We start from the raw sequence: 21,656 nt of genomic DNA, 5'->3' as shown, positions 1-21,656 counted from the left end.
TGGAGTACTGTTGCGAGCCCTGGGTCCGGTCTCCCATGTGGGTGTACAGGGCCTTGAGGACCGCCGGGAGGGGGCTAGTTGCACAGGGTGATGGAGTTCGTCACTTAGCGTTGCGAATAGGTAACCGTGCCATAACGGCGATCCAGGGCCCGCGCCCGACACGCCGGGCAACTCGGCAAGGTTGTGGCAGGCTGCACCCGGGCAGGCCACACTCGACTAGCGGAAGCAGCGACGCACGTGACGTCGGCAGGCACCACCCGGGAGGTCCCCATGCCCGAACTGCGTGTCGTGGCCGTCTCGAATGACGGCACACGGCTGGTGCTGAAGGCTGCCGACTCTACGGAGTACACGCTTCCGATCGACGAACGCCTGCGCGCCGCCGTGCGCGGCGACCGTCCCCGCCTCGGCCAGATCGAGATCGAGGTCGAGAGCCACCTCCGCCCCCGCGACATCCAGGCGCGTATACGTGCGGGCGCGACCGCGGAAGAGGTCGCGCAGATGGCCGGCATCCCCGTCGACCGGGTGCGCCGCTTCGAGGGCCCCGTGCTCGCCGAGCGCGCCTTCATGGCCGAGCGCGCCCGTAAGACCCCGGTCCGCCGCCCCGGCGAGAACTCCGGTCCGCCCCTGGGCGAGGCCGTGCAGGAACGACTGCTGCTGCGCGGGGCCGACAAGGACACCGTCCAGTGGGACTCATGGCGCCGCGACGACGGCACGTGGGAAGTGCTGCTGGTCTACCGCGTCGCGGGCGAGCCGCACTCGGCGAGCTGGACGTACGACCCGCCCCGGCGGCTCGTCCAGGCCGTCGACGACGAGGCGCGCTCCCTGATCGGCGAGTCCGACGACTTGGCCGCCCCGGAGCCCAGCTTCCCGTTCGTCCCCCGGATCGCCCGGCTGCCGCGCGACAGACCGCTGGACCGCCCCGAGCGGCCCAGCCTGCCCGCGCAGGCGTCCGAACCGGACGAGGAGACGACGGGCGAGCGGGATTCCCTGACCAGCCTGCTGGAGGCGGTGCCGAGCTTCCGCGGCGACCTCGTCGTCCCGGAACTGCCCCCGGCGGCGGAGCCCGAGGAGGAGCCCGTCGTCGCCGAGGTCGAGGAGGAGGAGCCCCCGGCTCCCGCCGCCTCGGCCGGATCGGCCTACGCGGACGTCCTCATGCCGCGATCGGTGGGCAGCCACCGTGACCGCCTCATCGGTGCCACCGACCGCCAGGCCGAGGCGGACGGCGTACGCCCGGGCCGCAGAGCGGCCGTTCCGAGCTGGGACGAGATCGTCTTCGGGACGCGGCGCAAGAAGCAGGAGTAGCCGGGTCCGCCGTCGGACGGCGAGGGCCGTGCCTTCCGGGCCCGGCCCTCTCCTCGCGTCAGGTCACTGCGGGTCCGGCCCGACGGCGACCGGCCGGTCCGGGTCCGAGGACCACTCCGACCACGACCCCACGTACAGCTCGGCCGGAATGCCCGCGGCCGCCAGCGCCAGGACCTCGTGCGCGGCGGAGACCCCCGATCCGCAGTACACGCCGACCCGCGCCCCCTCCCGCACACCAAGTGCCCCGAACCGTGCCCGCAGTTCCCCGGCCGGCAGGAAGCGCCCGTCGGCCCCCACGTTCTGCGTGGTGGGTGCCGACACCGCGCCCGGGATGTGCCCGGCCACCGGGTCGATCGGCTCCACCTCACCCCGGTACCGCTCCCCCGCCCGCGCGTCCAGCAGCACACCGGACCGCGCCAGAGCCGCGGCGGCATCCGCGTCGAGCAGTCCCGTCACCCCCGGCTCGGGCACGAAGTCGCCCTCGGCCGGGTCCGGTACGGACGTCTCCAACGGCCCCTCCCAGGACGGCAACCCGCCGTCGAGGACCCGCACATCCGGGTGACCCGTCCAGCGCAGCAGCCACCACGCCCGGGCCGCTGCCCAGCCCTGGCCACCGTCGTAGGCGACCACCGGTGTGCCGGCCGAGACGCCCGCCCGGCGCATCGCGGCACCGAAGTGCGCGAGGTCCGGCAGCGGATGCCGGCCGCCCGCGCCCGGCGCGGAGGCCAACTCCCGGTCCAGGTCGACGTAGACGGCCCCGGGCAGGTGCCCTGCCTCGTACGCGGCCCGGCCGTCGAACGGCGGCTCGCCGGCCGCCTTGGCCGCGGTGAGCTGCCAGCGGACGTCGAGCAGGACCGGCGGGTGGGCGCTGTCGAGGTCCTTCGCGAGGTCGGATGCGGAGATGATGGCGTTCATGGTCCCCATCCTCGCGCACGGGGGTGGCCGAGCCGTCCGTGTCCGGCTACTCTGCTCGGCCGGAGCGGAACGATCACACGGTGTACGGGAACAAGCACATGCTGTACAGCTGAACGACACCTGCCGACAAGCGCGCCGCGAGGGACGAGGCCCGCAGATCGGGCATTCTCCCGGACAGGGGACGCCCCACAGGGCTGACCCACCAGGCTGCGGAGAGCACGGCCACCGCGAGGCCGAGAAGAGAGTGACGATGACCGACGCACGGGGGTCCGCCGGGCCGAACGGTGACACACCCGCCCGGCACGCGCCCGGCGCGCCCTGCTGGGTGAGCCTGATGGTGCACGGCCTGGACGCGACCGAGGAGTTCTACGGGACGCTGTTCGGCTGGGAGTTCCAGCCGGGCCCCCAGCAGCTCGGCCCGTATGTGCGCGCGCTGCTCGACGGGCGCGAGGTGGCCGGCCTCGGCCGGCTGCCACCGGACCGCCATCTGCCCATCGCATGGACGCCCTACTTCGCCTCACGGAACGCGGATCTGACAGCCGAAACGGTGCGCAGCCGCGGCGGAACGATCGGCGTCGGTCCGCTGGACGCCTCCGACGCCGGCCGTCTGGCGATCTGCTCCGACCCCGCGGGCGCGGTCTTCGGCATCTGGCAGGCGGCCACGCACCTGGGCACCGCCGTCTCGGGCGTGCCCGGGACACCCGCCTGGAACGAGCTGCTGACCTTCGAGTCGGCGAGCGTGGCCAAGTTCTACCGGACGGTGTTCGGCTACGAGGAGGAGCCGGTGGTCTCCGCCGACTTCGACTACGTGACCCTGCACCTGGACGGCGAACCCGTCGCCGGCATCCATGGTGTGGGGCACGCCCTGCCCCGGGACCAGGGGCCGCACTGGATCACGTACTTCCAGGTCGCCGACGTTGACGACGCCGTGGACCATCTCGTCCACCTGGGCGGGCAGGTCCTCAAACCGGTGCACGACACCGCCCACGGGCGGGTGGCGAGGGTGGCGGACCCGGAAGGCGCGCGGTTCGCCCTGCTCCAGCGGCCGGACTGACGGCCGCAGCGCCGGACGCTGGTCAGGCGGAATTAACCGGCAGCACGTCCGGTGACAGGGCCGCCGCATGGGAGACCGCCGCGGTCATCCGGCGGCGGTGGTGACGGCGGCACAGCACCTCGTACCCGACCTCGTCGGCGGAGTGGGTGACGTCGCCGACGACCACCTGGGCGCCCTCGACGACCATCACCCCGCCTATCGTGCGGGCGTTGTGCGTGGCGCGGGCTCCGCACCAGCACAGGGCCTCCACCTGGAGCACCTCCACCCGGTCGGCCAGTTCCACCAGCCGCTGCGAGCCGGGGAACAGCTTGGAGCGGAAGTCGGTCGTGATGCCGAAGGCGTAGACGTCCAGGCTCAGGTCGTCGACCACGCGCGCGAGTTGGTCGATCTGCTCGGGCGCGAGGAACTGCGCCTCGTCGGCGATCACGTAGTCGGCGCGGCCGCCCTGCGAGAGATGGTCGACGAGGTAGGCGTAGAGGTCCTGCCCGTCGCCGACCTCCACCGCGTCCGTCACCAGGCCGAGGCGCGAGGACAGTTTGCCCTCGCCGGCCCGGTCGTCGCGCGAGAAGATCATGCCCTGTAGGCCGCGCGCCGAGCGGTTGTGCTCGATCTGGAGAGCCAGCGTCGACTTCCCGCAGTCCATGGTTCCGCAGAAGAACACCAGCTCGGGCATGTGGAGTTGAGCACCTTTCGGCATGGGAGGTCGGCGTGGGGCTGTGTCAGGAGCGTACTTCGAGCAGGGGGACCAGCTGCTCGGCGGGGGTCATCGAACCGTGGTTGCCGACCATGGCCGACTCCTTGGGCTCCCGCTCGGAGGCGATGAGCAGGACGTCGTCCCGCGCGGCCGCGACCACGTCACCGATCCTGCCGTACACCCGTTCGTCGATCTGCGGGCCGAACCAGCCCGCCGCGATGGCCTCGTCGCGAGAGGCCACCCAGAACTGCTCGCCGAGCACCTCGCGCCAGCAGGTCAGGACGTCGTTCGCCGCGCCGGGCACCGCGTAGACGTGGCGGGCACGGCCCTCGCCGCCGAGCAGGGCGACCCCGGCGCTCAGCTCCCAGTCCTCGTCGAAGTCGATGCGGTGCTGCTCGTCGAACGGCACGTCGATCATGCCGTGGTCGGCGGTGACGTAGAGGGCGGTGCGCGGCGGCAGTTGCTCGGCCAGGCGCTGGACCAGGCGGTCGGCGTACATGAGCTGGCCGCGCCAGGCGTCGGAGTCGACGCCGAAGCGGTGACCGGCGCCGTCGACCTCGGCGAAGTACGTGTACACCAGGGAGCGGTCGCCCGCGGCCAGTTGCTCGGCCGCCAGGTCCATGCGGTCCTCGCCGGTCAGTCGCCCCAGGAACGTTCCGCCACTGAGGGCGACCCTGGTCAGGGGGGTGTTCTGGAAGGTCGGGGACGACACCTGCGCGGCGTGCACCCCGGCCGCGTGCGCCAGCTGGAAGACCGTGGGGTACGGCTGCCACGCGCCGGGCTGCGTCCACGGCTGCCAGCGCAGCTGGTTCATCAGCTCGCCGGTGTCCGGGTTGCGGACGGTGTAGCCCGGCAGGCCGTGCGCGCCGGGCGGCAGGCCGGTGCCGACGGAGGCCAGGGAGGTCGCCGTGGTCGCCGGGTACCCGGCGGTGAGCGGACGTCCGGTGCCACCGCGGGAGGTGGCGAGCAGGGACGTCATGAAGGGTGCGTCCTCGGGGTGCGCCTTCAGCTGTTCCCAGCCGAGACCGTCGATCAGGAACACGCAGTTCCGGTCGGCGGGTGTCAGCTCGGTGATCGCGGCGCTCATGCCCGGGACGCCGAGGCCGGCGGCCAGGGTGGGCAGGAGGTCGGCCAGCGATCCGCTGCCGTACTCGGGGGCCGGCGCGGAAGCGACGGTCAGCGGTTCGGGGTGGGGGTCCCAGGCCGTCTCGGGCTGTGCCATCAGCGGGTCGTGTCCGCGGTCGCCTCGGAGAGGGCCTGCGCGAACGCGAGCGCCTCACGCACGGTCTCCGGTCCGTCCCCGGCCTCGCTGACGCGCAGGCTGAGGTCGTCCGCCGTCGAGTTGCCGGTGTAGCCGTGGTCCGCCTCGCAGTTGGGGTCGCCGCAGGCGGCCGGCTCCAGGTCGATGCGGGAGACGGCGCCCCAGCCGATGGTGAGGACGACCTCACGGGGCAGGGTGCCCGGCTTGTAGGACTCGGGGTTGGCGACGACGCGGCTGACCACGATCGACGAGATGCGGCCGATCTTCACGGACTCCGTAGACGTCGTGGCGTACGGCGTCGGGGAGGTGCTGTCGGCGGCCTGTTCGTCGGTGTGGCTGACGATGAAGCGGTTGTCCGTGAGGACGAGCACGGTCACGTGCCGCCGCACCTCGTTCTGGTCGAACGTCGTCTCCTGGTGGACCAGGTACGACCGCATGGGCTCACCGCCCACGGCGGCCTCCACCGCCTCGGCCACGAGGGCCGGGTAGTAGCCGCTGCGCTCGATCGCCGCCCGCAGCCCCTGGGTCGTCGTACTGGTCTTGGCCATGACGCCCATCCTACGGGGGACCACTGACTGCGAGGGACAGGTCGCCCCCCGTCAGTAGGCGGGGAGGGTCCGCGGGCCGAGGTCGTCGCGGGCGGGCGGGGGCGCGAGGCGGACGGAGGCACCGAGGACGCTGAGGCCGTGCGAGGCGACGACGACCGGCTCCAGGGTGACCGCGACGACCTCCGGATGGTCGTCGACCAGCCGGGACACCCGCAGCAGCAACTCCTCCAGGGCCCGGGTGTCCGCCGGCGCGGAGCCGCGCCAGCCGAACAGCAGGGGGGCGGTACGGATCGAGCGCACCAGGGAGGTCGCCTCCCGGTCGGTGACCGGGATCAGCCGGTGCGCGGTGTCCCCGAGCAGCTGCGAGGCGGCCCCGGCGAGCCCGAAGGAGAGCACCGCTCCGGCCGCGGGATCGATGACGGCCCGTACGACGACGTCAACGCCGCGCGGTGCCATCCGCTGCACCACCGGCCGCAGCTCCTCCGGCGCGCCGAACAGCTCGGTCAACTCGGCGTACGACCGGCGCAGTTGGTCCTCGTCGGCGAGGTCGAGGCGAACGCCTCCCAGGTCGGCGCGGTGCCTGAGGTGCGGGGCGGTGGCCTTAAGCGCGACGGGGTAGCCGAGGGTGCGGGCGGCTTCGGCGGCGGCGTCGGGGGTCGGGGCGGGCAGGGCGCGGTGGACCTGGACGCCGTAGTGGCCGAGGAGGTCGCAGGTCTCGTCCGTGCCGAGGGTGAGTCCCTGCCCGCGCGCGAGCAGGCCGTCGATCAGCGCGGCGGCGCCCTTCTCGTCGATGTCCTCGTACTCGGGCACCTTGCCGGGGTCGGCGGCCTCGCGCCGCCACTGCGCGTAGGCGACGGCCTGGCCGAGGGCTCGGACGGCACGCTCGGCTGCGGGGTAGGCGGGAATGAGGTGGGCGCCTTCGGGGGCCTCGGTGGCGGGGAGGTGTTCCTCGCCAGGTGTCGCGTCGTGCACGACCTGCGGCTGTTCGCCCGATTCGGCAGGCGACGTGCGGGCGGGAGTCGACGGCGCAGTTCCGCCCGCACCGGGCTGCGGTGCCGTGCTCGCCGCCGCCGACAGGGCTTCCGCCAGGCCGCCGAGCTCCACGTGGACCACCAGGACCGGCTTGCCCGGGGCCGCGGCCGAGGCGGAGCGCAGGGCCTGCGCGAGGGCCGCGTCGCCGACCGAGCCCTCCCCCACCGCCGGTATGGCGGTGACGACGACGGCGTCGCACCGGTCGTCGGCGAGTGCGCGGGACAGGGCGGCGTGGAAGTCCGCCGCGGAAGCCGCGGTGGTGAGGTCCTGCGGGGGGTGCGGCCGCAGGCCCTCGGCGAGGCAGGCGTCGTACGTCAGCAGGCCCAGCGACTCCGAGTTGCCCAGGATCGCCACCCTGGGGCCGGGAGGCAGGGGCTGGCGGGCGAGCAGCAACCCCGCGTCCACCAGCTCGGTGATGGTGTCGACGCGGATGACGCCGGCCTGGCGCAGCAGCGCCGACACGGTCGCGTGCGGCAGGCGGGTCGCCCGCACGGCGTGCCCCTGGGGAGCGGCGCCGTGCCGCGCACCCTGGACGACGACCAGGGGCTTGGCCGCGGCGGTCCGGCGGGCGAGGCGGGTGAACTTGCGGGGATTGCCGATGGACTCCAGGTACATGAGGACGACGTCGGTGTCGGGGTCCTCGTACCAGTACTGAAGGACATCGTTGCCGGAGACGTCGGCGCGGTTGCCGGAGGAGACGAAGGTGGAGACGCCGGTCACGCCCGTGACGCCGCCGCCGCGCCGGTGCAGCCGGGACAGCAGGGCGATGCCGATGGCGCCGGACTGGGCGAACAGGCCGATCCGGCCGGGGCGCGGCACCTCGGGGGCGAGGGAGGCGTTGAGCCGTACCTGCGGGGAGGTGTTGATGATGCCGAAGGCGTTGGGGCCGATGATGCGCATGCCGTACGTGCGTGCGTGCCGCACGAGGGCGCGCTGGCGTTCGCGCCCCTCGTGGCCGCTCTCGGCGTACCCCGCGGAGACCACGACGAGCCCCTGTACGCCGTGTTCGCCGCACTCGGTGACGACCTCGGTGACCTGCTCGGCCGGCACGGCGACGACGGCGAGGTCGACCGGGCCGTCGATGTCCCGCACCGAGCGGTGCGCGGGCACGCCGTCGAGCTCCTTCTGCCCTTCGGGAAGGGCCTTGTTCACGGCATGGAGGCGGCCGGTGAACCCGGCGTCGCGGATGTTGCCGAGGACGCTGCGGCCCACGCCGCCGGGGGTGCGCCCGGCGCCGATGACGGCGACCGAGCCGGGGGCGAGGAGCCGCTGCACGGAGCGCGCCTCGGCGCGGTGTTCGCGGGCGTACTGCACGGCGAGGGAGCGGTCGGTGGGTTCGAGGTCGAACTCCAGACGGACGACGCCGTCCTCGAAGCTGCGTTTCTGGGTGTAGCCGGCGTCCGTGAACACCTTGATCATCTTGGTGTTGGCGGGCAGCACCTCGGCGGCGAAGCGGCGGATGCCGCGCTCACGGGCGACGGCCCCGATGTGTTCGAGCAGGGCGGAGGCGACCCCGCGGCCCTGGTGGGCGTCCTGCACGAGGAAGGCGACCTCGGCCTCGTCGGCGGGTGCGGACGCGGGCGTTCCGTCCGCGCCGATCCGGTCGTAGCGTACGGTGGCGATGAACTCGCCGCCGATGGTGGCCGCGAGTCCCACCCGGTCCACAAAGTCGTGGTGCGTGAAGCGGTGGACGTCCTTGGCGGACAGGCGAGGGTACGGCGCGAAGAAGCGGTAGTACTTCGACTCGTCGGAGACCTGCTCGTAGAAGCTGACCAGGCGATCGGCGTCATCAACGGTGATGGGCCGGATGCGCGCGGTGCCCCCGTCGCGCAGCACCACGTCGGCTTCCCAGTGGGCGGGATACTCGTGCCGGTCCGGCGAGGTCTGCATGGGCCCCAGAGTACGGCTAGCGTCCGACAGCGGCGCGACGCAGTCTGTGGAGGGCGTCAGTCGGGTCGAGGCCGCGATCCGACGGCACCCCTGGAGTGGAACGCGAGGACCGCTCCTGGTGGGCTTCACGATATGGGAAACTGGTCTAGACAACCCTGAACACCGAAGGGCAGCAACACATGGCTGAGCGCCGCGTCAACGTCGGCTGGGCCGAGGGTCTCCACGCCCGCCCCGCCTCCATCTTCGTCCGAGCCGCCACGGCCGCAGGCGTCCCGGTGACGATCGCCAAGGCTGACGGCAACCCCGTCAACGCGGCCTCGATGCTGGCCGTCCTGGGCCTCGGCGCCCAGGGGGGCGAGGAGATCGTCCTGGCCTCCGACGCCGAGGGCGCGGACGCCGCCCTGGACCGGCTGGCCAAGCTGGTCTCCGAGGGTCTCGAGGAACTGCCCGAGACCGTCTGATGTCCCGTGCGCCGTTCCGGCGCACAGCGAAGGGCCCGCCCTGATTCACCGGGGCGGGCCCTTCGCCATTCCCGGCGGACAAGGAGCGGGACATTCTGGAATTCCCCGTTTCCGGGCACGGAAAATAGGCCTTCATGAATTGGCTGCTCTTTGTATACGGCCGCCGTGTTAATGCCGCAGGCTCGCCGTGTTTACGGGATGTTGCGAGTTCCTCACACGGTCGGCGGACTCCCTGCCGGAGCCGAAGCGCAGGCGGTGCGCGCCCGTCGCGCGCTCGGCGTGCAGCGCCGTGACCGCCCGCGCGCGCTCGCCGTCCCCGCGCGCCACCGCGTCCACGATCGCGCCGTGCTCCGTCCAGGACTCCACCGGGCTGGCCGGCGCGTCCACGGCGTACATCCACGCGATCTTGTGGCGGAGCTGGGTGAGCATCGAGGTCAGTGCGGGGCTGCCGGAGGCCTGGGCGAGCGTTTCGTGGAACCAGCCGCCGAGGGAGCGCAGGTCGTCGCTGTTGCCGCGGCGGGCCCGCTCCTGGCCCAGCCGGACCAAGCCGCGCAGGACTTTCAGATGCGCCTCGGTGCGGCGCTGGGCCGCGCGGGCCGCACCGAGCGGCTCCAGGAGCATGCGCATCTCCAGCAGGTCGCCCGCCTCCTGCTCGGTGGGTTCGGCCACGCACGCGCCCGCGTGCCGCCGGGTCACCACGAAGCCCTCGGCCTCCAGGGTGCGCAGCGCCTCCCGGACGGGTACCCGCGAGACGCCGTAGCGGCGCGCGAGGAGTTCCTCGGTGAGCCGGCTGCCGCGTGCGTGGACGCCCGCGACGATGTCGTCCCGGATGGCCGTGCACACCGAGTGCGCGGGAATACGCATGACCGACCTCCCCTTAATCCCCGTGAAACGCCAGCGAGTGGCGTCCGTTCCGTGACTCTATTGCAATGAGCCGGAATTTCCGACGGCCATCGGGAATCCAGGGATATTTTTTGGACAAGCCGCCGCTGTAAACGCCGAAAGCCCCGGCTCGGGGAGCCGGGGCTTCGGGAACAGCGCGGAGGTTCCGGTCAGACGTTCACGCCGTGCGAGCGGAGGTAGGCGACCGGGTCGATGTCCGAGCCGTACTCCTGGCTCGTACGGGCCTCGAAGTGCAGGTGCGGGCCGGTGACGTTGCCGGTCGCGCCGGACAGGCCGATCTGCTGGCCGGGGGTGACCCGCTGGCCCACCGAGACGCCGGTCGAGGACAGGTGGCCGTACTGGGTGTACGTCCCGTCGTTCATCTTGATCACGACCTGGTTGCCGTACGAGCCGCCCCAGCCGGCCTCGACGACGGTGCCCGCGCCGACCGCGTGGACGGAGGTGCCGCTGGCGGCGTGGAAGTCGACACCGGTGTGGCTGCCGGAGGACCACAGGCCGCTGCTGGCCTTGTAGCTGGTGGAGACGTACGAGCCGGAGATCGGGGCCACGTAGGCGTTGAGGCGCTTGCGCTCGGCCTCGCGGGCGGCGCGCTCCTTGGCCTCGCGGGCCTTCTCGGCGGCTTCCTTGGCCCTCTCGGCCAGCTCGGCGGCCCGCTTGCGCGCGGCCTCCTCGGCCTTCTGCTTGGCGGCGGCCTCGTCGGCGGCCTGCTGCTGCGCGATCGCCTGGGCGTCGATCTGCTGGGCCACGGTGTCGCCCATGGTGACGACCGGGGTGAGGCCGGTCTGCTCGGGGCTGGGCTCGGCGGCGAAGGCCGCAGGGGCCGCCACGGTGCCGATCACGCCGGTGGTGGCGAGGGCCGCGACGCCCGCCGCCCGGGCGGTGCCGCGCTGGATCCTGCTGGGACGACGGTGCTTCCCGGTGGCGCGAGTGAACGCCATGTAGTGGCTGGTCCTTTCCTTCCCTCTCGCCTACCGGGTTAGCTGACGGGTTCGGAGCAGGAAGGTCTCCTACGGACTCCCTCGCGACTCGCGCGGGCGCCCGATTCACCCCAGGGACTGCGGTGGGTCCCCGGCTCCCCTGGCTCGCGCCGTACGGGGACTCGGCGATGACTGTCCGGTGCCGCGGGTGCGGCGCACTGCCTGACGAACAGCCCGGACGACGCTAAGCGGCGCCACTTTCAATTCCCAAACGAATCCCGGTGTTTGTAGCGCATCCCACAGGGCAGACAGGCAACCTCCGTACCAATTCGGGCATAAAGGAGCCCTGGTGCCTCGAAAGACAACCAGGGCCCCTGCGCGCGTGCCGCTACTCGGCCGCGACCACGGTGACTTCGCCGATGCCCAGGGCCTCGACAGGCGCCTTGATCTGCGCCGCGTCGCCGACGAGGACGGTCACCAGGCGGTCCACCGGGAAGGCGCTCACGGCCGCCGCGGTGGCCTCCACCGTTCCGGTCGCGGCGAGCCGGCGGTACAGCGCGGCCTGGTAGTCGTCGGGCAGGTGCTGCTCGACCTGGTCGGCCAGCGTGCTCGCGACCGCCGCGGCCGTCTCGTACTTCAGCGGAGCCACACCCACCAGGTTCTGCACGGCGACGTCCCGCTCGGCGTCGGTCAGCCCTCCGGCAGCGAGGGCGCGCAGCACCGTCCAGAGGTCCTCCAGGGCGGGGCCGGTGTTGGGCGTGTCGACGGAGCCGCTGATGGCGAGCATCGCGGCGCCCGTGCCGTCCGGGGCGGACCTGAGGACCTGGCCGAACGCCCGTACGCCGTAGGTGTAGCCCTTCTCCTCACGCAGGACGCGGTCCAGGCGTGAGGTGAGGGTGCCGCCGAGGCAGTACGTGCCGAGCACCTGCGCGGGCCACACGCGGTCGTGCCGGTCCGGGCCGACCCGGCCGATCAGCAACTGCGTCTGGACGGCGCCGGGGCGGTCCACGATGACGACCCGGCCGGTGTCGTCGGCGGTCACCGGCGACACCGGGCGCGGCTCGGCCGAGGAGCCCGTCCAGGCCCCCAGGGTGTCCCCGAGCAGGGCGTCGAGGTCGATGCCGGTGAGGTCGCCGACGACCACGGCGGTGGCCGTGGCGGGGCGGACGTGCTTCTCGTAGAAGCCGCGGACGGCCGCGGAGTCGATCGCGGCGACCGTCTCCTCGGTGCCCTGCCGGGGCCGCGACATGCGCGCGTCCGAGGGGAACAGCTCCTTGGAGAGCTCCTTGGCGGCGCGGCGGGAGGGGTTGGCCAGTTCGTGCGGGATCTCGTCGAGGCGGTTGGTGACCAGCCGCTCGACCTCGCTGTCGGCGAACGCGGGCGCCCTCAGCGCGTCGGCGATCAGGTTCAGCCCCTTGGCGAGCCGGGAGGCCGGCACCTCCAGGCTGAGCCGGACGCCGGGGTGGTCGGCGTGCGCGTCGAGGGTGGCGCCCGCGCGTTCCAGCTCGGCGGCGAACTCCTCGGCGGAGTGCTTGTCGGTGCCCTCGGAGAAGGCCCGGGCCATGATCGTGGCCACACCGTCCAGGCCGGCGGGTTCGGCGTCCAGGGGGGCGTCGAGCAGCACCTCCACGGCGACGACCTGCTGGCCGGGGCGGTGGCAGCGCAGCACCGTCAGGCCGTTGTCGAGCGTGCCGCGCTCGGGGGCGGGGAAGGCCCAGGGCTTGGCGTCGCCCGACTGCGGCCGGGGGTGGAAGTCCATCGTGGCGAGCTCGGTCACCGGGCCGCCTCCTCGTTCTCGTCCTGGTCGGCGGGGGCTTCGGGGGCGGTCGGCTCGTAGACGAGCACCGCGCGGTTGTCGGGCCGCAGGCGGGCCTTGGCGACCTCCTGGACCTCCTGCGCCGTGATCTCCAGCACACGCTGGACGGCGGTCAGGGCGAGCTGCGGGTCGCCGAACAGCACGGCGTACCGGCACAGTTCGTCGGCGCGGCCGGCGACCGTGCCGAGCCGGTCCAGCCATTCGCGCTCCAGCTGGGCCTGGGCGCGCTCCATCTCCTCGGCCGTGGGGCCCTCCTCGGCGAACCGGGCGAGCTCTTCGTCGATGGCGGTCTCGATGACCGGGACCTCCACGTCACCGGATGTCTTCACGTCCAGCCAGCCCAGGGAGGGCGCACCGGCGAGCCGCAGCAGGCCGAAGCCGGCCGCCACGGCCGTACGGTCGCGCCGCACCAGCCGGTTGTAGAGGCGGGAGGACTCGCCGCCGCCGAGGACGGTGAGGGCCAGGTCGGCCGCGTCGCACGCGCGCGTGCCGTCGTGCGGCAGCCGGTAGGCGGCCATCAGGGCGCGCGCCGGGACCTCCTCCTCGACGACCTCGCGCAGCTGCCCGCCGATGGTCTCCGGCAGCGAGCCGTCGCGCGGGGCGGGCTTGCCGTCGTGGCCGGGGATGGAGCCGAAGTACTTCTCGACCCAGGCGAGGGTCTGCTCCGGGTCGATGTCGCCGACCACGGAGAGCACGGCGTTGTTCGGCGCGTAGTAGGTGCGGAAGAACGCGCGCGCGTCCTCCAGGGTCGCCGCGTCCAGGTCGGCCATGGAGCCGATCGGGGTGTGGTGGTAGGGGTGGCCCTCCGGGTAGGCGAGCGCGGTCAGCTTCTCGAAGGCGGTGCCGTACGGGACGTTGTCGTAGCGCTGGCGGCGCTCGTTCTTGACGACGTCCCGCTGGTTCTCCATCGACTCGTCGTCGAGGGCGGTCAGCAGCGAGCCCATGCGGTCGGCCTCCAGCCAGAGGGCGAGCTCCAGCTCGTGGGCGGGCATGGTCTCGAAGTAGTTGGTCCGCTCGAAGCTGGTCGTGCCGTTCAGCGAGCCGCCCGCGCCCTGGACGAGCTCGAAGTGGCCGTTGCCCTTGACCTGGGCGGAACCCTGGAACATCAGGTGCTCGAAAAGGTGAGCCAGACCGGTGCGCCCCTTGACTTCGTGGCGCGAGCCGACGTCGTACCAGAGGCACACCGCCGCGACCGGGGTCAGGTGGTCCTCGGAGAGCACCACGCGCAGGCCGTTGGCCAGGCGGTGCTCGGTCGCTGTCAGGCCCCCGGAGCCTGCCTGCGCTGTGGCCGTGTGACCCATGGGCATGTACGTCCCTTCGATCGCGGAGCGGTCTTCACAACCGCCGATTCCTGCCGGTCCTGCCACTGTATGCAAGCGTGCGAAGCCCTGGTGGAGTTCCCGGGCGGCGTACGCCGAGAGCGAGCACGGGCGACCGTTCCCGCCGGGCTCCGGACGGCCCGGCGGGCGCCGGAGACCGGGTCCTGGTCCCGCTTGTCAGTGCGGCGGTCCACAATGGTCGGCGTCAGATCCGGATCGCAGCAGCATGAGCGAGCCGCAGGGGCGGCCGGTGACGAGTGGGCGAGCGCGCGCAGGGCCCGAAGGGCCGGGCACGGTCGGCGTCTCCTCACCGGCAGGAAAGCCCCGTAGGCGAGCGACCAGTAACAGGAGGAGCCGGCAGCGATGGCCCGCCGCAGCACGAAGACGCCGCCCGACGACTCGTACGAGGAGCGGATCCTCGACATCGACGTCGTCGACGAGATGCAGGGCTCCTTCCTCGAGTACGCGTACTCGGTCATCTACTCCCGCGCTCTGCCGGACGCGCGCGACGGACTCAAGCCCGTGCACCGCCGCATCGTGTACCAGATGAGCGAGATGGGCCTGCGCCCCGAGCGCGGGTACGTCAAGTGCGCCCGTGTCGTGGGCGAGGTGATGGGCAAGCTGCACCCGCACGGCGACGCGTCGATCTACGACGCCCTCGTGCGCATGGCCCAGCCCTTCTCGATGCGAGTCCCGCTGGTCGACGGCCACGGCAACTTCGGCTCGCTGGGCAACGACGACCCGCCGGCGGCCATGCGGTACACCGAGTGCCGGATGGCCGAGGCGACGAGCCTGATGACAGAGTCGATCGACGAGGACACCGTCGACTTCAACCCCAACTACGACGGCCAGGAGCAGGAACCGGTGGCCCTGCCCGCCGCCTTCCCGAACCTCCTGGTCAACGGCGCCTCGGGCATCGCGGTCGGCATGGCGACGAACATGGCGCCGCACAACCTGCGCGAGGTCATCGCCGCCGCCCGCCACCTGATCAGGCACCCGAACGCCGATCTCGACGCCCTGATGAAGCACGTTCCGGGCCCCGACCTGCCCACCGGCGGGCGCATCGTCGGCCTGTCGGGCATCCGGGACGCCTACGAGTCCGGCCGCGGCACGTTCAAGATCCGGGCGACGGTGTCGGTGGAGCCCGTGACGACCCGACGCAAGGGCCTCGTGGTCACGGAGCTGCCCTTCACGGTCGGCCCCGAGAAGGTCATCGCCAAGATCAAGGACCTGGTCGGTTCGAAGAAGCTCCAGGGCATCGCCGACGTCAAGGACCTGACCGACCGCGAGCACGGGCTGCGCCTGGTCATCGAGATCAAGAACGGCTTCGTGCCGGAGGCGGTCCTGGAGCAGCTCTACAAGCTGACGCCGATGGAGGAGTCCTTCGGCATCAACAACGTGGCCCTGGTCGACGGCCAGCCGCTCACCCTGGGTCTCAAGGAGCTCCTCGAGGTCTACCTCGACCACCGCTTCAACGTCGTCCGGCGACGCTCGGAGTTCCGCCGCGGCAAGAAGCGCGACCGGCTGCACCTCGTCGAGGGCCTGCTGACGGCCCTGCTGGACATCGACGAGGTCATCCGCCTGATCCGCTCCAGCGAGAACTCCGCGCAGGCCAAGCAGCGCCTGATGGAGCAGTTCTCGCTGAGCGAGGTGCAGACGCAGTACATCCTCGACACGCCGCTGCGCCGTCTGACCAAGTTCGACCGCATCGAGCTGGAGTCCGAGAAGGACCGGCTCAACGCGGAGATCGAGGAGCTGACCCGGATCCTCGACTCGGACGCGGAGCTGCGCAAACTGGTCTCCTCCGAACTGGCCACGGTCGCCAAGAAGTTCGGCACCGACCGGCGTACGGTCCTGCTGGAGTCGGGCGGTGCCCCGGTCTCCGCGGTGCCGCTCCAGGTCGCCGACGACCCGTGCCGGGTGCTGCTGTCCTCGACGGGCCTGCTGGCCCGTACGGCGAACGGCGAGCCGTTCGCCGAGGACGCCGGTGCCCAGCGCGTGAAGCACGACGTGATCGTCTCGGCGGTGCCGGCCACCGCCCGCGGTGAGGTGGGCGTGGTCACCTCGGCGGGCAGGCTGCTGCGGCTGAACGTGATCGACCTGCCCCAGCTGCCGGAGTCGCTGACGGTCCCGAACCTCGCGGGGGGCGCGCCGCTGGCGGAGTTCGTCTCCCTGGAGGACGACGAGACGGTGGTCTGCCTGACCACGCTCGACGAGTCGTCGCCGGGCCTGGCCCTCGGCACGGCACAGGGCGTCGTCAAGCGCGTGGTGCCGGACTATCCGGCCAACAAGGACGAGCTGGAGGTGATCACCCTCAAGGAGGGTGACCGGATCGTCGGCGCGGTCGAGCTGCGCACCGGCGAGGAGGACCTGGTCTTCGTCACCGACGACGCGCAGCTGCTGCGCTTCCAGGCGTCCCAGGTCCGCGCGCAGGGCCGCCCGGCCGGGGGCGTGGCGGGCATCAAGCTCGCCGAGGGAGCGAAGGTCATCTCCTTCACCGCGGTGGACCCGGCGGTGGACGCCGTGGTCTTCACCGTCGCGGGCTCGCGGGGCACGCTGGACGACTCCGTCCAGACGACGGCCAAGCTGACCCCGTTCGACCAGTACCCGCGCAAGGGCCGCGCAACCGGCGGCGTCCGCTGCCAGCGGTTCCTGAAGGGCGAGGACTGCCTGTCCCTGGCCTGGGCGGGCCCCGTTCCCGCCCTCGCGGCGCAGAAGAACGGCACCCCGGCCGACCTCCCGGACATCGACCCGCGCCGCGACGGCTCGGGAGTGTCCCTGGCGAAGACGGTGGCTGTGGTGGCCGGGCCGGTCTAGGCCGGTTCCGCGAGATCCGCCGCGGGATCGCGCACGTACCGCAGGACGCCCCACATGCCGTGCTCGTCGGCGTGTGGGGCCTCGCTCCTGCACGCCTCCAGCTCCTTGCCGAGGGTGGGGGCGTCGATCCCGGAGCCGATGAGGACCAGCTGGGTGAGGCGTTCGCCGCCGCCCGGCCAGGGTTCGGGGTAGAAGCGCAGGAACCGCCCGACGGCGTGGACGGCGTAACGGTTGCGGACGTCGTGCGGGCCGAAGTCGATGTACCCCTTGATCCGGTACAGCCCCTCGGGCCTGCTGTCCAGGAACGTCATCAGCCGGCGGGGGTCGAGGGGCTCCCGGGAGACGAACGACAGGCTGTCGTAAGCGGCGTGCAGGTGGCCGGCATGGCCGTCGTGGTCCCCACCGTGCTCGTGCAGGTCGTCGAAGGAGAGCTGCCCGATGCGCTCCTCACTCGGGCGGCAGTCGAAGAGGAACTCGGGGTCGATCCGGCCGTAGGTGGCCGGGACGACGGCGGCGCGGTCGACGAGGGACCGGACCAGCCCGAGGACGCGTTCGCCGTCCGCCGCCCGGTCGAGCTTGTTGACGACGACGAGGTCGGCCAGCGCGAGATGCCGGTCGATCTCGGGATGCCGGGCACGGGTGTCGTCGAACTCGACGGCGTCGACGACCTCGACGAGCCCGCCGTACACGACCCCGGGGTGCTCGCTGGCCAGCAGCATCCGCACGAGTTCCTGCGGCTCGGCGAGACCGCTGGCCTCGATGACGATGACGTCGATGCCGAGGGAGGGCTCCGCGAGCCGCTCCAGGTACTGGTCCAGTTCGCTCGCGTCGACGGCACAGCACAGGCAGCCGTTGCCGAGGGAGACCGTCGAGTCGCCCAGCGCTCCCGCGACGGCCATCGCGTCGATCTCGATCGCCCCGAAGTCGTTGACGACGGCGCCGATACGGCTGCCGCCGCTGCGGTGCAGGAGGTGGTTGAGCAGGGTGGTCTTTCCCGAGCCGAGGAATCCGGCCAGGACGACAACCGGGATCTGCTGCGGTTTCGGGCTCGGCTGGCTCACCGTGCGACCTCTCTCGCGCCGACGCGTGCACCGGCTCGCGTTCCCGGCACACGTGGGGGATGGGGATGCCGCCCCAGGATACGAGCCGGGAGATCCACGCCGAAGTGAACGATCGTTAGCCGCACTGGCGGGGCAGACGTTGGGCATGGCGCCGGTTTGTGCGACCCTCGCTTCCCTCCGTGCGTCTCCTCTGGGCATGGCGGCGGGTGCCGCCACCGCCCTGGCCCTGCAATGGCCCGCGTTCCACGCGTTGCGCACCCGGACCGAGCACCTGGAGGAGGCCGCGCAGTCGCAGCGCCCGATCTAGAAACTGGCCGAGGTGCTCGACACCTACGACGGAACCGTCTGCCCGAGAAGCAGCGCCAGTACCTCTTCGCCAACGCCCTGGGAAGCAACACCCAGTGCTGCAATCGCATGGGCAACTCGGCCAAGGCGCCACCCTCGGCTTCGCCCGACCATGCTGCAGAACCTCCTCTACAGGAAGTACTGGTACGCCACCCGCCCGCACCGGGCGCCCCTCATCGACACCTCCGACGAGGCCGGCTTGGGCCGCATGGTCGACGATTCGCTCGTGCAGCTGGAGGAGGCGGACATCGACGAGTGGTGGGTGGTAGGGGACCCGCCGGGCGAGTAGTCCCACGCGCCGGCCATAAGCACCGCACTTCGCGGATCACCCTCTGGAACGGATCACACGGCCGGGCGGTAACGAACCCATAAACCGACGTGGTTCCCCACGTGCCCGCAAGGTTGACTCCGGTCATCCTGCGGACCGGACCCACCATCGTTGAACCGGTGCTCCTTGCCGCCCGGCCATCGGCGGCCCTACAGGTCCGCATCGCACCGCCTCGCACAGAGGGCACAGAAGATCTTGCGGAGGGAACACACATGAAAAGCGACCGCGCCGAGGAGATGCATGAGCAGGCCCCGGCCCTGGACATCCGCATCGGCGGGTTCCGCCTGACGGTCCAACGCATGCCGGTGCGGTTGTTGACGGTCCTGATGACATGCGGCGGATCTGCTCTCGCAGCATGGTTCACATCGAGGTGACCGGATGGCAGCTTCACTTGCGCCACGCCGGAGGGCAGTCGACACATGACGCCACCCCCTCCCCACCCTGCTGCGGCTTCGCTCAGACAGGCAACGGCGCCGGCGCCTCCGGCCCCACGTACCTCGCCACCGGCCTGATGATCTTCGTGTCCTCCGCCTGCTCCAGGATGTTGGCGCTCCAGCCCACCGCCCGGCCGGCGGCGAAGGTCGGGGTGAACATCTCGCGGGGCAGACCGCAGAGTTCCATGACCACACCCGCGTAGTACTCGACGTTCGTGTGCAGCTCCCGCCCGGGCTTCAGCTCGGCCAGAATCGCCTCGATGTGACGCTCGACCTCGACGGCGAAGTCCACCCGCGGCCCGCCGAACCCCTGGGCGACCTCGCGCAGCATCCGGGACCGCGGGTCCTCCGTGCGGTAGATCGCGTGTCCGAACCCCATGATGCGTTCACCGGCGAGCACCCGCTGACGCACCCAGGGATCGATGCGGTCCGGGCTGCCGATCGCGTCCAGGGTGTCCAGAGCGCGGCTGGGCGCGCCCCCGTGCAGCGGACCAGACAGCGCGGCCACCGCCCCGGCCAGGCAAGCAGCCACGTCCGCGCCCGTCGACGCGATGACCCGGGCCGTGAAAGTGGATGCGTTGAATCCGTGATCAATGGTTGAGATCAAGTATTGCTCGATCGCCCGGGCATGCCGCTCGGTCGGCACCGAACCGGTCAGCATGTACAGGTAGTTGGCCGCGTAGGTCAGATCCTCCCGCGGCTCCACCGGGTCCAGCCCCTTGCCCAGTCGGTGCAGCGCGGTGAGCAGCGTCGGTACGGCCGCTGCCGCCTCGATCGTGTCCCTCCGGCGCCGGTCGGCGTCGATGTCGTACACGGGACGGAATCCCTTCGCCGCACCCAGCAGCGACAGTGCGGTACGCATCCCGGCCAGCGGCCCGGAGCGCCCACCGGCCGCGGCGATGGCCGGCAGCGCCGCTCGCACCTCGTCGGGCAGGCGCCGCAGCGCGGCGGTCTCGGCCGCGAAGGCCGCACTCCGCTCGGCGTCCGGCAGTTCGCCGTGCACGAGCAGGTGCCAGACGTCCTCGAAGCCGCGGGTCCTCGCGAGGTCGACGGCGGAGTACTGGCGGTAGTGGTAGAAGCCCTCCAGACCGCGGACATCACCGATCCGGGTGTCGGTGACGACGACACCGGCAAGCCCCCGAGGCGCTTCGACAAGAGTGGCTGCTGACCTGTTCACGGACATGACTTCCTCCCTGGACTTGATTCGACTGTCCATGATTGACTGAAGTCCTGTCAATATTGATTGAATCAATACTACAGTCAATGGTCTGCCAGACGGATACGGTGACCCCCATGCGCGATCAAGAACCCGCCCCCCAGGCCACGGAACGGCGGCTGAGCACCAAGGAGGCCGCCGAGCTGCTCGGCGTGAAGCCGGAGACGGTGTACGCGTACGTGAGCCGCGGCCAGCTCAGCAGCCGGCGCGTGAGCGGCGGCCGGGGCAGCACCTTCGACGCCGGGGAGGTCGAGGCCCTCGCCCGGCGCAACAGGCGGGAGGGCGCCGGAGGTTCCGGCTCCGGCGGCGAGCTGTCCGTCCGCACCCGCATCACGCTCATCGAGAGCGACCGTTACTTCTTCCGCGGGGTCGACGCGGTCGATCTGGCCACACGGCACACCTACGAGGAGGTCGCCGAGTGGCTCTGGACGGGCCGCATGCTCCCCGGCAGCACCTTCACCGCACCTTCCGCTTCCGTCGCCGTAGCCCGCCGCGCCGTCGAGGCCTTGCCCGAACACGCCGCTCCCGCGGACCTGTTGAGGGTCGCGACAATCGCCGCCGCGACCGCCGATCCCCTGCGGTTCGACCTCTCCGAGGATGCCGTACTCGGCACCGCGCGCACCCTCATCCCCACGCTCGTGGCCGCTCTGCCCCCGGCGGGCCACCGGCGCCGCGACGAGGGCCCCCTGGCCCACCGCCTGTGGTCACGGCTGTCGGTGCGCAGGGATCCCGACGAGGCCTCCCTGCGCGCCCTGGACACCGCCCTCGCCCTCCTCGTCGACCACGACCTGGCCGCCTCCACCCTCGCGGTGCGCGTCGCCGCGTCCGCCCGTGCCCACGCCTACGCCGCGGTCTCCGCCGGACTCGGCGTGATCGAGGGCCCGCTGCACGGCGCGGCCAGCGGGCTCGCCCACCGGCTGTTGCAGGACGTGCTCGACCAGGGCGACGCGGCACCCGTGATCGCGGACGAGCTGCGTGCCGGCCGCCGCATCCCGGGCCTCGGGCACCGGCTCTACCCCGGTGAGGACCCACGCGCGCGTGCCCTGTTCGCCCTCCTGGAGCAGATCCCGCGCGCGGAGCCCGCTCTCCTCGCGGCCCACGACATCGTCGAGACCACCGCCCGCCACGCCCCCCTGCACGCCAACGTGGACCTGGCCCTGGCCGTGCTCACCGCGTCCTGCGGCATGGCCCCGACCGCCGGCGAGACGATCTTCGCCGTGGCCCGGACGGCGGGCTGGATCGCCCATGCCCTGGAGGAGTACGGCGAGCGCCCGCTGCGGATGCGCCCGAGCGGTCTCTACACCGGTCCGAAACCGCCGCAGCCACTGCCGGAGTAGTGCGGG

18 protein-coding genes and 1 riboswitch are annotated in these 21,656 nt (G+C 72.0%); of the genes, 7 read left to right on the top strand and 11 right to left on the bottom strand.

Annotated elements, in window-relative coordinates; translation table 11 throughout:
* Nucleotides 1-270: 270 nt before the first annotated feature.
* Nucleotides 271-1,302, top strand: a complete 1,032-nt coding sequence (gene sepH, locus AB0E85_RS16125) for a septation protein SepH (protein WP_361926937.1) — start codon at nt 271-273, stop codon at nt 1,300-1,302.
* A gap of 63 nt (nt 1,303-1,365) precedes the next feature.
* On the opposite strand, the gene AB0E85_RS16120 is transcribed toward sepH, so the two are convergent.
* On the bottom strand, nt 1,366-2,217 hold the full coding sequence (locus AB0E85_RS16120) for a sulfurtransferase (RefSeq protein WP_361926935.1): 852 nt from the start codon (nt 2,215-2,217) through the stop codon (nt 1,366-1,368).
* A 250-nt stretch (nt 2,218-2,467) separates the two neighbouring features.
* On the opposite strand from AB0E85_RS16120, the gene AB0E85_RS16115 reads away from it, so the two are divergent.
* On the top strand, nt 2,468-3,271 hold the full coding sequence (locus AB0E85_RS16115) for a VOC family protein (RefSeq protein WP_361926932.1): 804 nt from the start codon (nt 2,468-2,470) through the stop codon (nt 3,269-3,271).
* A 22-nt stretch (nt 3,272-3,293) separates the two neighbouring features.
* On the opposite strand, the gene AB0E85_RS16110 is transcribed toward AB0E85_RS16115, so the two are convergent.
* The 4 genes from AB0E85_RS16110 to AB0E85_RS16095 are packed head-to-tail and all read right to left on the bottom strand — an operon-like array spanning nt 3,294 to nt 8,696.
* A complete protein-coding gene (locus tag AB0E85_RS16110) occupies nt 3,294-3,944 on the bottom strand; it encodes a thymidine kinase (protein WP_361926930.1) in 651 nt (216 codons plus the stop codon).
* A gap of 46 nt (nt 3,945-3,990) precedes the next feature.
* Nucleotides 3,991-5,187, bottom strand: coding sequence for a nucleotide pyrophosphatase/phosphodiesterase family protein (locus AB0E85_RS16105; RefSeq protein WP_361926927.1), 1,197 nt, complete (start codon nt 5,185-5,187; stop codon nt 3,991-3,993).
* Nucleotides 5,187-5,774 (bottom strand): DUF5998 family protein, encoded by a 588-nt coding sequence (locus AB0E85_RS16100; RefSeq protein WP_181361612.1) that lies wholly within the window; start codon nt 5,772-5,774, stop codon nt 5,187-5,189. Before AB0E85_RS16100 ends, AB0E85_RS16105 begins: the two co-directional genes overlap by 1 nt.
* 51 nt (nt 5,775-5,825) lie before the next feature.
* The gene (locus AB0E85_RS16095; protein WP_361926922.1) at nt 5,826-8,696 is read right to left on the bottom strand and encodes a GNAT family N-acetyltransferase; all 2,871 of its coding nucleotides are present in this window, start codon (nt 8,694-8,696) and stop codon (nt 5,826-5,828) included.
* Nucleotides 8,697-8,875: 179 nt separating this feature from the next.
* Here AB0E85_RS16095 and AB0E85_RS16090 point away from each other — a divergent pair, with 179 nt between their 5' ends.
* Nucleotides 8,876-9,157, top strand: coding sequence for an HPr family phosphocarrier protein (locus AB0E85_RS16090; protein WP_003993478.1), 282 nt, complete (start codon nt 8,876-8,878; stop codon nt 9,155-9,157).
* A gap of 168 nt (nt 9,158-9,325) precedes the next feature.
* Here the strand turns inward: AB0E85_RS16090 and AB0E85_RS16085 are convergent, their stop codons facing one another.
* The 4 genes from AB0E85_RS16085 to AB0E85_RS16070 form a co-directional block, all read right to left on the bottom strand.
* Nucleotides 9,326-10,021 carry a GntR family transcriptional regulator gene (locus tag AB0E85_RS16085; RefSeq protein WP_361926918.1) on the bottom strand — a complete coding sequence of 232 codons (696 nt, stop codon included), beginning with the start codon at nt 10,019-10,021 and terminating at the stop codon, nt 9,326-9,328.
* A 188-nt stretch (nt 10,022-10,209) separates the two neighbouring features.
* Nucleotides 10,210-10,998, bottom strand: coding sequence for a M23 family metallopeptidase (locus AB0E85_RS16080; RefSeq protein ID WP_361926916.1), 789 nt, complete (start codon nt 10,996-10,998; stop codon nt 10,210-10,212).
* A gap of 12 nt (nt 10,999-11,010) precedes the next feature.
* Nucleotides 11,011-11,175, bottom strand: a riboswitch (cyclic di-AMP (ydaO/yuaA leader).
* A gap of 190 nt (nt 11,176-11,365) precedes the next feature.
* The gene (locus tag AB0E85_RS16075) at nt 11,366-12,754 is read right to left on the bottom strand and encodes a pitrilysin family protein (protein ID WP_361926914.1); all 1,389 of its coding nucleotides are present in this window, start codon (nt 12,752-12,754) and stop codon (nt 11,366-11,368) included.
* Entirely contained in the window at nt 12,751-14,094 is a 1,344-nt protein-coding gene (locus AB0E85_RS16070) for a pitrilysin family protein (protein WP_361927063.1), read from the bottom strand. The genes AB0E85_RS16075 and AB0E85_RS16070 overlap by 4 nt, the downstream gene beginning before the upstream one ends.
* 381 nt (nt 14,095-14,475) lie before the next feature.
* On the opposite strand from AB0E85_RS16070, the gene AB0E85_RS16065 reads away from it, so the two are divergent.
* The gene (locus AB0E85_RS16065; RefSeq protein ID WP_361926911.1) at nt 14,476-16,929 is read left to right on the top strand and encodes a DNA topoisomerase IV subunit A; all 2,454 of its coding nucleotides are present in this window, start codon (nt 14,476-14,478) and stop codon (nt 16,927-16,929) included.
* Here AB0E85_RS16065 and AB0E85_RS16060 read toward each other — a convergent pair.
* Nucleotides 16,926-17,990, bottom strand: a complete 1,065-nt coding sequence (locus AB0E85_RS16060) for a GTP-binding protein (protein ID WP_361926908.1) — start codon at nt 17,988-17,990, stop codon at nt 16,926-16,928. The genes AB0E85_RS16065 and AB0E85_RS16060 overlap by 4 nt on opposite strands.
* Before the next feature lie 319 nt (nt 17,991-18,309).
* Here AB0E85_RS16060 and AB0E85_RS16055 point away from each other — a divergent pair, with 319 nt between their 5' ends.
* Nucleotides 18,310-18,624, top strand: coding sequence for a DUF6082 family protein (locus AB0E85_RS16055; protein WP_361926905.1), 315 nt, complete (start codon nt 18,310-18,312; stop codon nt 18,622-18,624).
* A 251-nt stretch (nt 18,625-18,875) separates the two neighbouring features.
* Complete coding sequence (locus AB0E85_RS16050; protein ID WP_361926903.1) at nt 18,876-19,037, top strand: hypothetical protein; 162 nt, start codon at nt 18,876-18,878, stop codon at nt 19,035-19,037.
* 82 nt (nt 19,038-19,119) lie between these two features.
* Here AB0E85_RS16050 and AB0E85_RS16045 read toward each other — a convergent pair whose 3' ends face one another.
* Nucleotides 19,120-20,280, bottom strand: coding sequence for a citrate synthase (locus tag AB0E85_RS16045; RefSeq protein WP_361926900.1), 1,161 nt, complete (start codon nt 20,278-20,280; stop codon nt 19,120-19,122).
* 110 nt (nt 20,281-20,390) lie between these two features.
* Here AB0E85_RS16045 and AB0E85_RS16040 point away from each other — a divergent pair, with 110 nt between their 5' ends.
* Nucleotides 20,391-21,650, top strand: a complete 1,260-nt coding sequence (locus AB0E85_RS16040; protein ID WP_361926897.1) for a citrate synthase — start codon at nt 20,391-20,393, stop codon at nt 21,648-21,650.
* Nucleotides 21,651-21,656: the final 6 nt, after the last annotated feature.

Origin of the sequence: Streptomyces sp. NPDC029044 (assembly GCF_040637495.1) — a bacterium.
Classification (GTDB): Bacteria; Actinomycetota; Actinomycetes; order Streptomycetales; family Streptomycetaceae; genus Streptomyces.
The sequence above is the reverse complement of the archived record's forward strand: the minus strand, read 5'-3'. Positions and strand labels throughout refer to the sequence as shown.

Coding starts and splice junctions, on each gene's coding strand:
- AB0E85_RS16105 (WP_361926927.1), bottom strand. CDS start 5,187: ATGGCACAGCCCGAGACGGCCTGGGACCCCCACCCCGAACCGCTGACC.
- AB0E85_RS16100 (WP_181361612.1), bottom strand. CDS start 5,774: ATGGCCAAGACCAGTACGACGACCCAGGGGCTGCGGGCGGCGATCGAG.
- AB0E85_RS16045 (WP_361926900.1), bottom strand. CDS start 20,280: ATGTCCGTGAACAGGTCAGCAGCCACTCTTGTCGAAGCGCCTCGGGGG.
- AB0E85_RS16050 (WP_361926903.1), top strand. CDS start 18,876: ATGAAAAGCGACCGCGCCGAGGAGATGCATGAGCAGGCCCCGGCCCTG.
- AB0E85_RS16040 (WP_361926897.1), top strand. CDS start 20,391: ATGCGCGATCAAGAACCCGCCCCCCAGGCCACGGAACGGCGGCTGAGC.
- AB0E85_RS16065 (WP_361926911.1), top strand. CDS start 14,476: ATGGCCCGCCGCAGCACGAAGACGCCGCCCGACGACTCGTACGAGGAG.
- AB0E85_RS16120 (WP_361926935.1), bottom strand. CDS start 2,217: ATGAACGCCATCATCTCCGCATCCGACCTCGCGAAGGACCTCGACAGC.
- AB0E85_RS16070 (WP_361927063.1), bottom strand. CDS start 14,094: ATGGGTCACACGGCCACAGCGCAGGCAGGCTCCGGGGGCCTGACAGCG.
- AB0E85_RS16085 (WP_361926918.1), bottom strand. CDS start 10,021: ATGCGTATTCCCGCGCACTCGGTGTGCACGGCCATCCGGGACGACATC.
- AB0E85_RS16115 (WP_361926932.1), top strand. CDS start 2,468: ATGACCGACGCACGGGGGTCCGCCGGGCCGAACGGTGACACACCCGCC.
- AB0E85_RS16090 (WP_003993478.1), top strand. CDS start 8,876: ATGGCTGAGCGCCGCGTCAACGTCGGCTGGGCCGAGGGTCTCCACGCC.
- sepH (WP_361926937.1), top strand. CDS start 271: ATGCCCGAACTGCGTGTCGTGGCCGTCTCGAATGACGGCACACGGCTG.
- AB0E85_RS16095 (WP_361926922.1), bottom strand. CDS start 8,696: ATGCAGACCTCGCCGGACCGGCACGAGTATCCCGCCCACTGGGAAGCC.
- AB0E85_RS16080 (WP_361926916.1), bottom strand. CDS start 10,998: ATGGCGTTCACTCGCGCCACCGGGAAGCACCGTCGTCCCAGCAGGATC.
- AB0E85_RS16110 (WP_361926930.1), bottom strand. CDS start 3,944: ATGCCCGAGCTGGTGTTCTTCTGCGGAACCATGGACTGCGGGAAGTCG.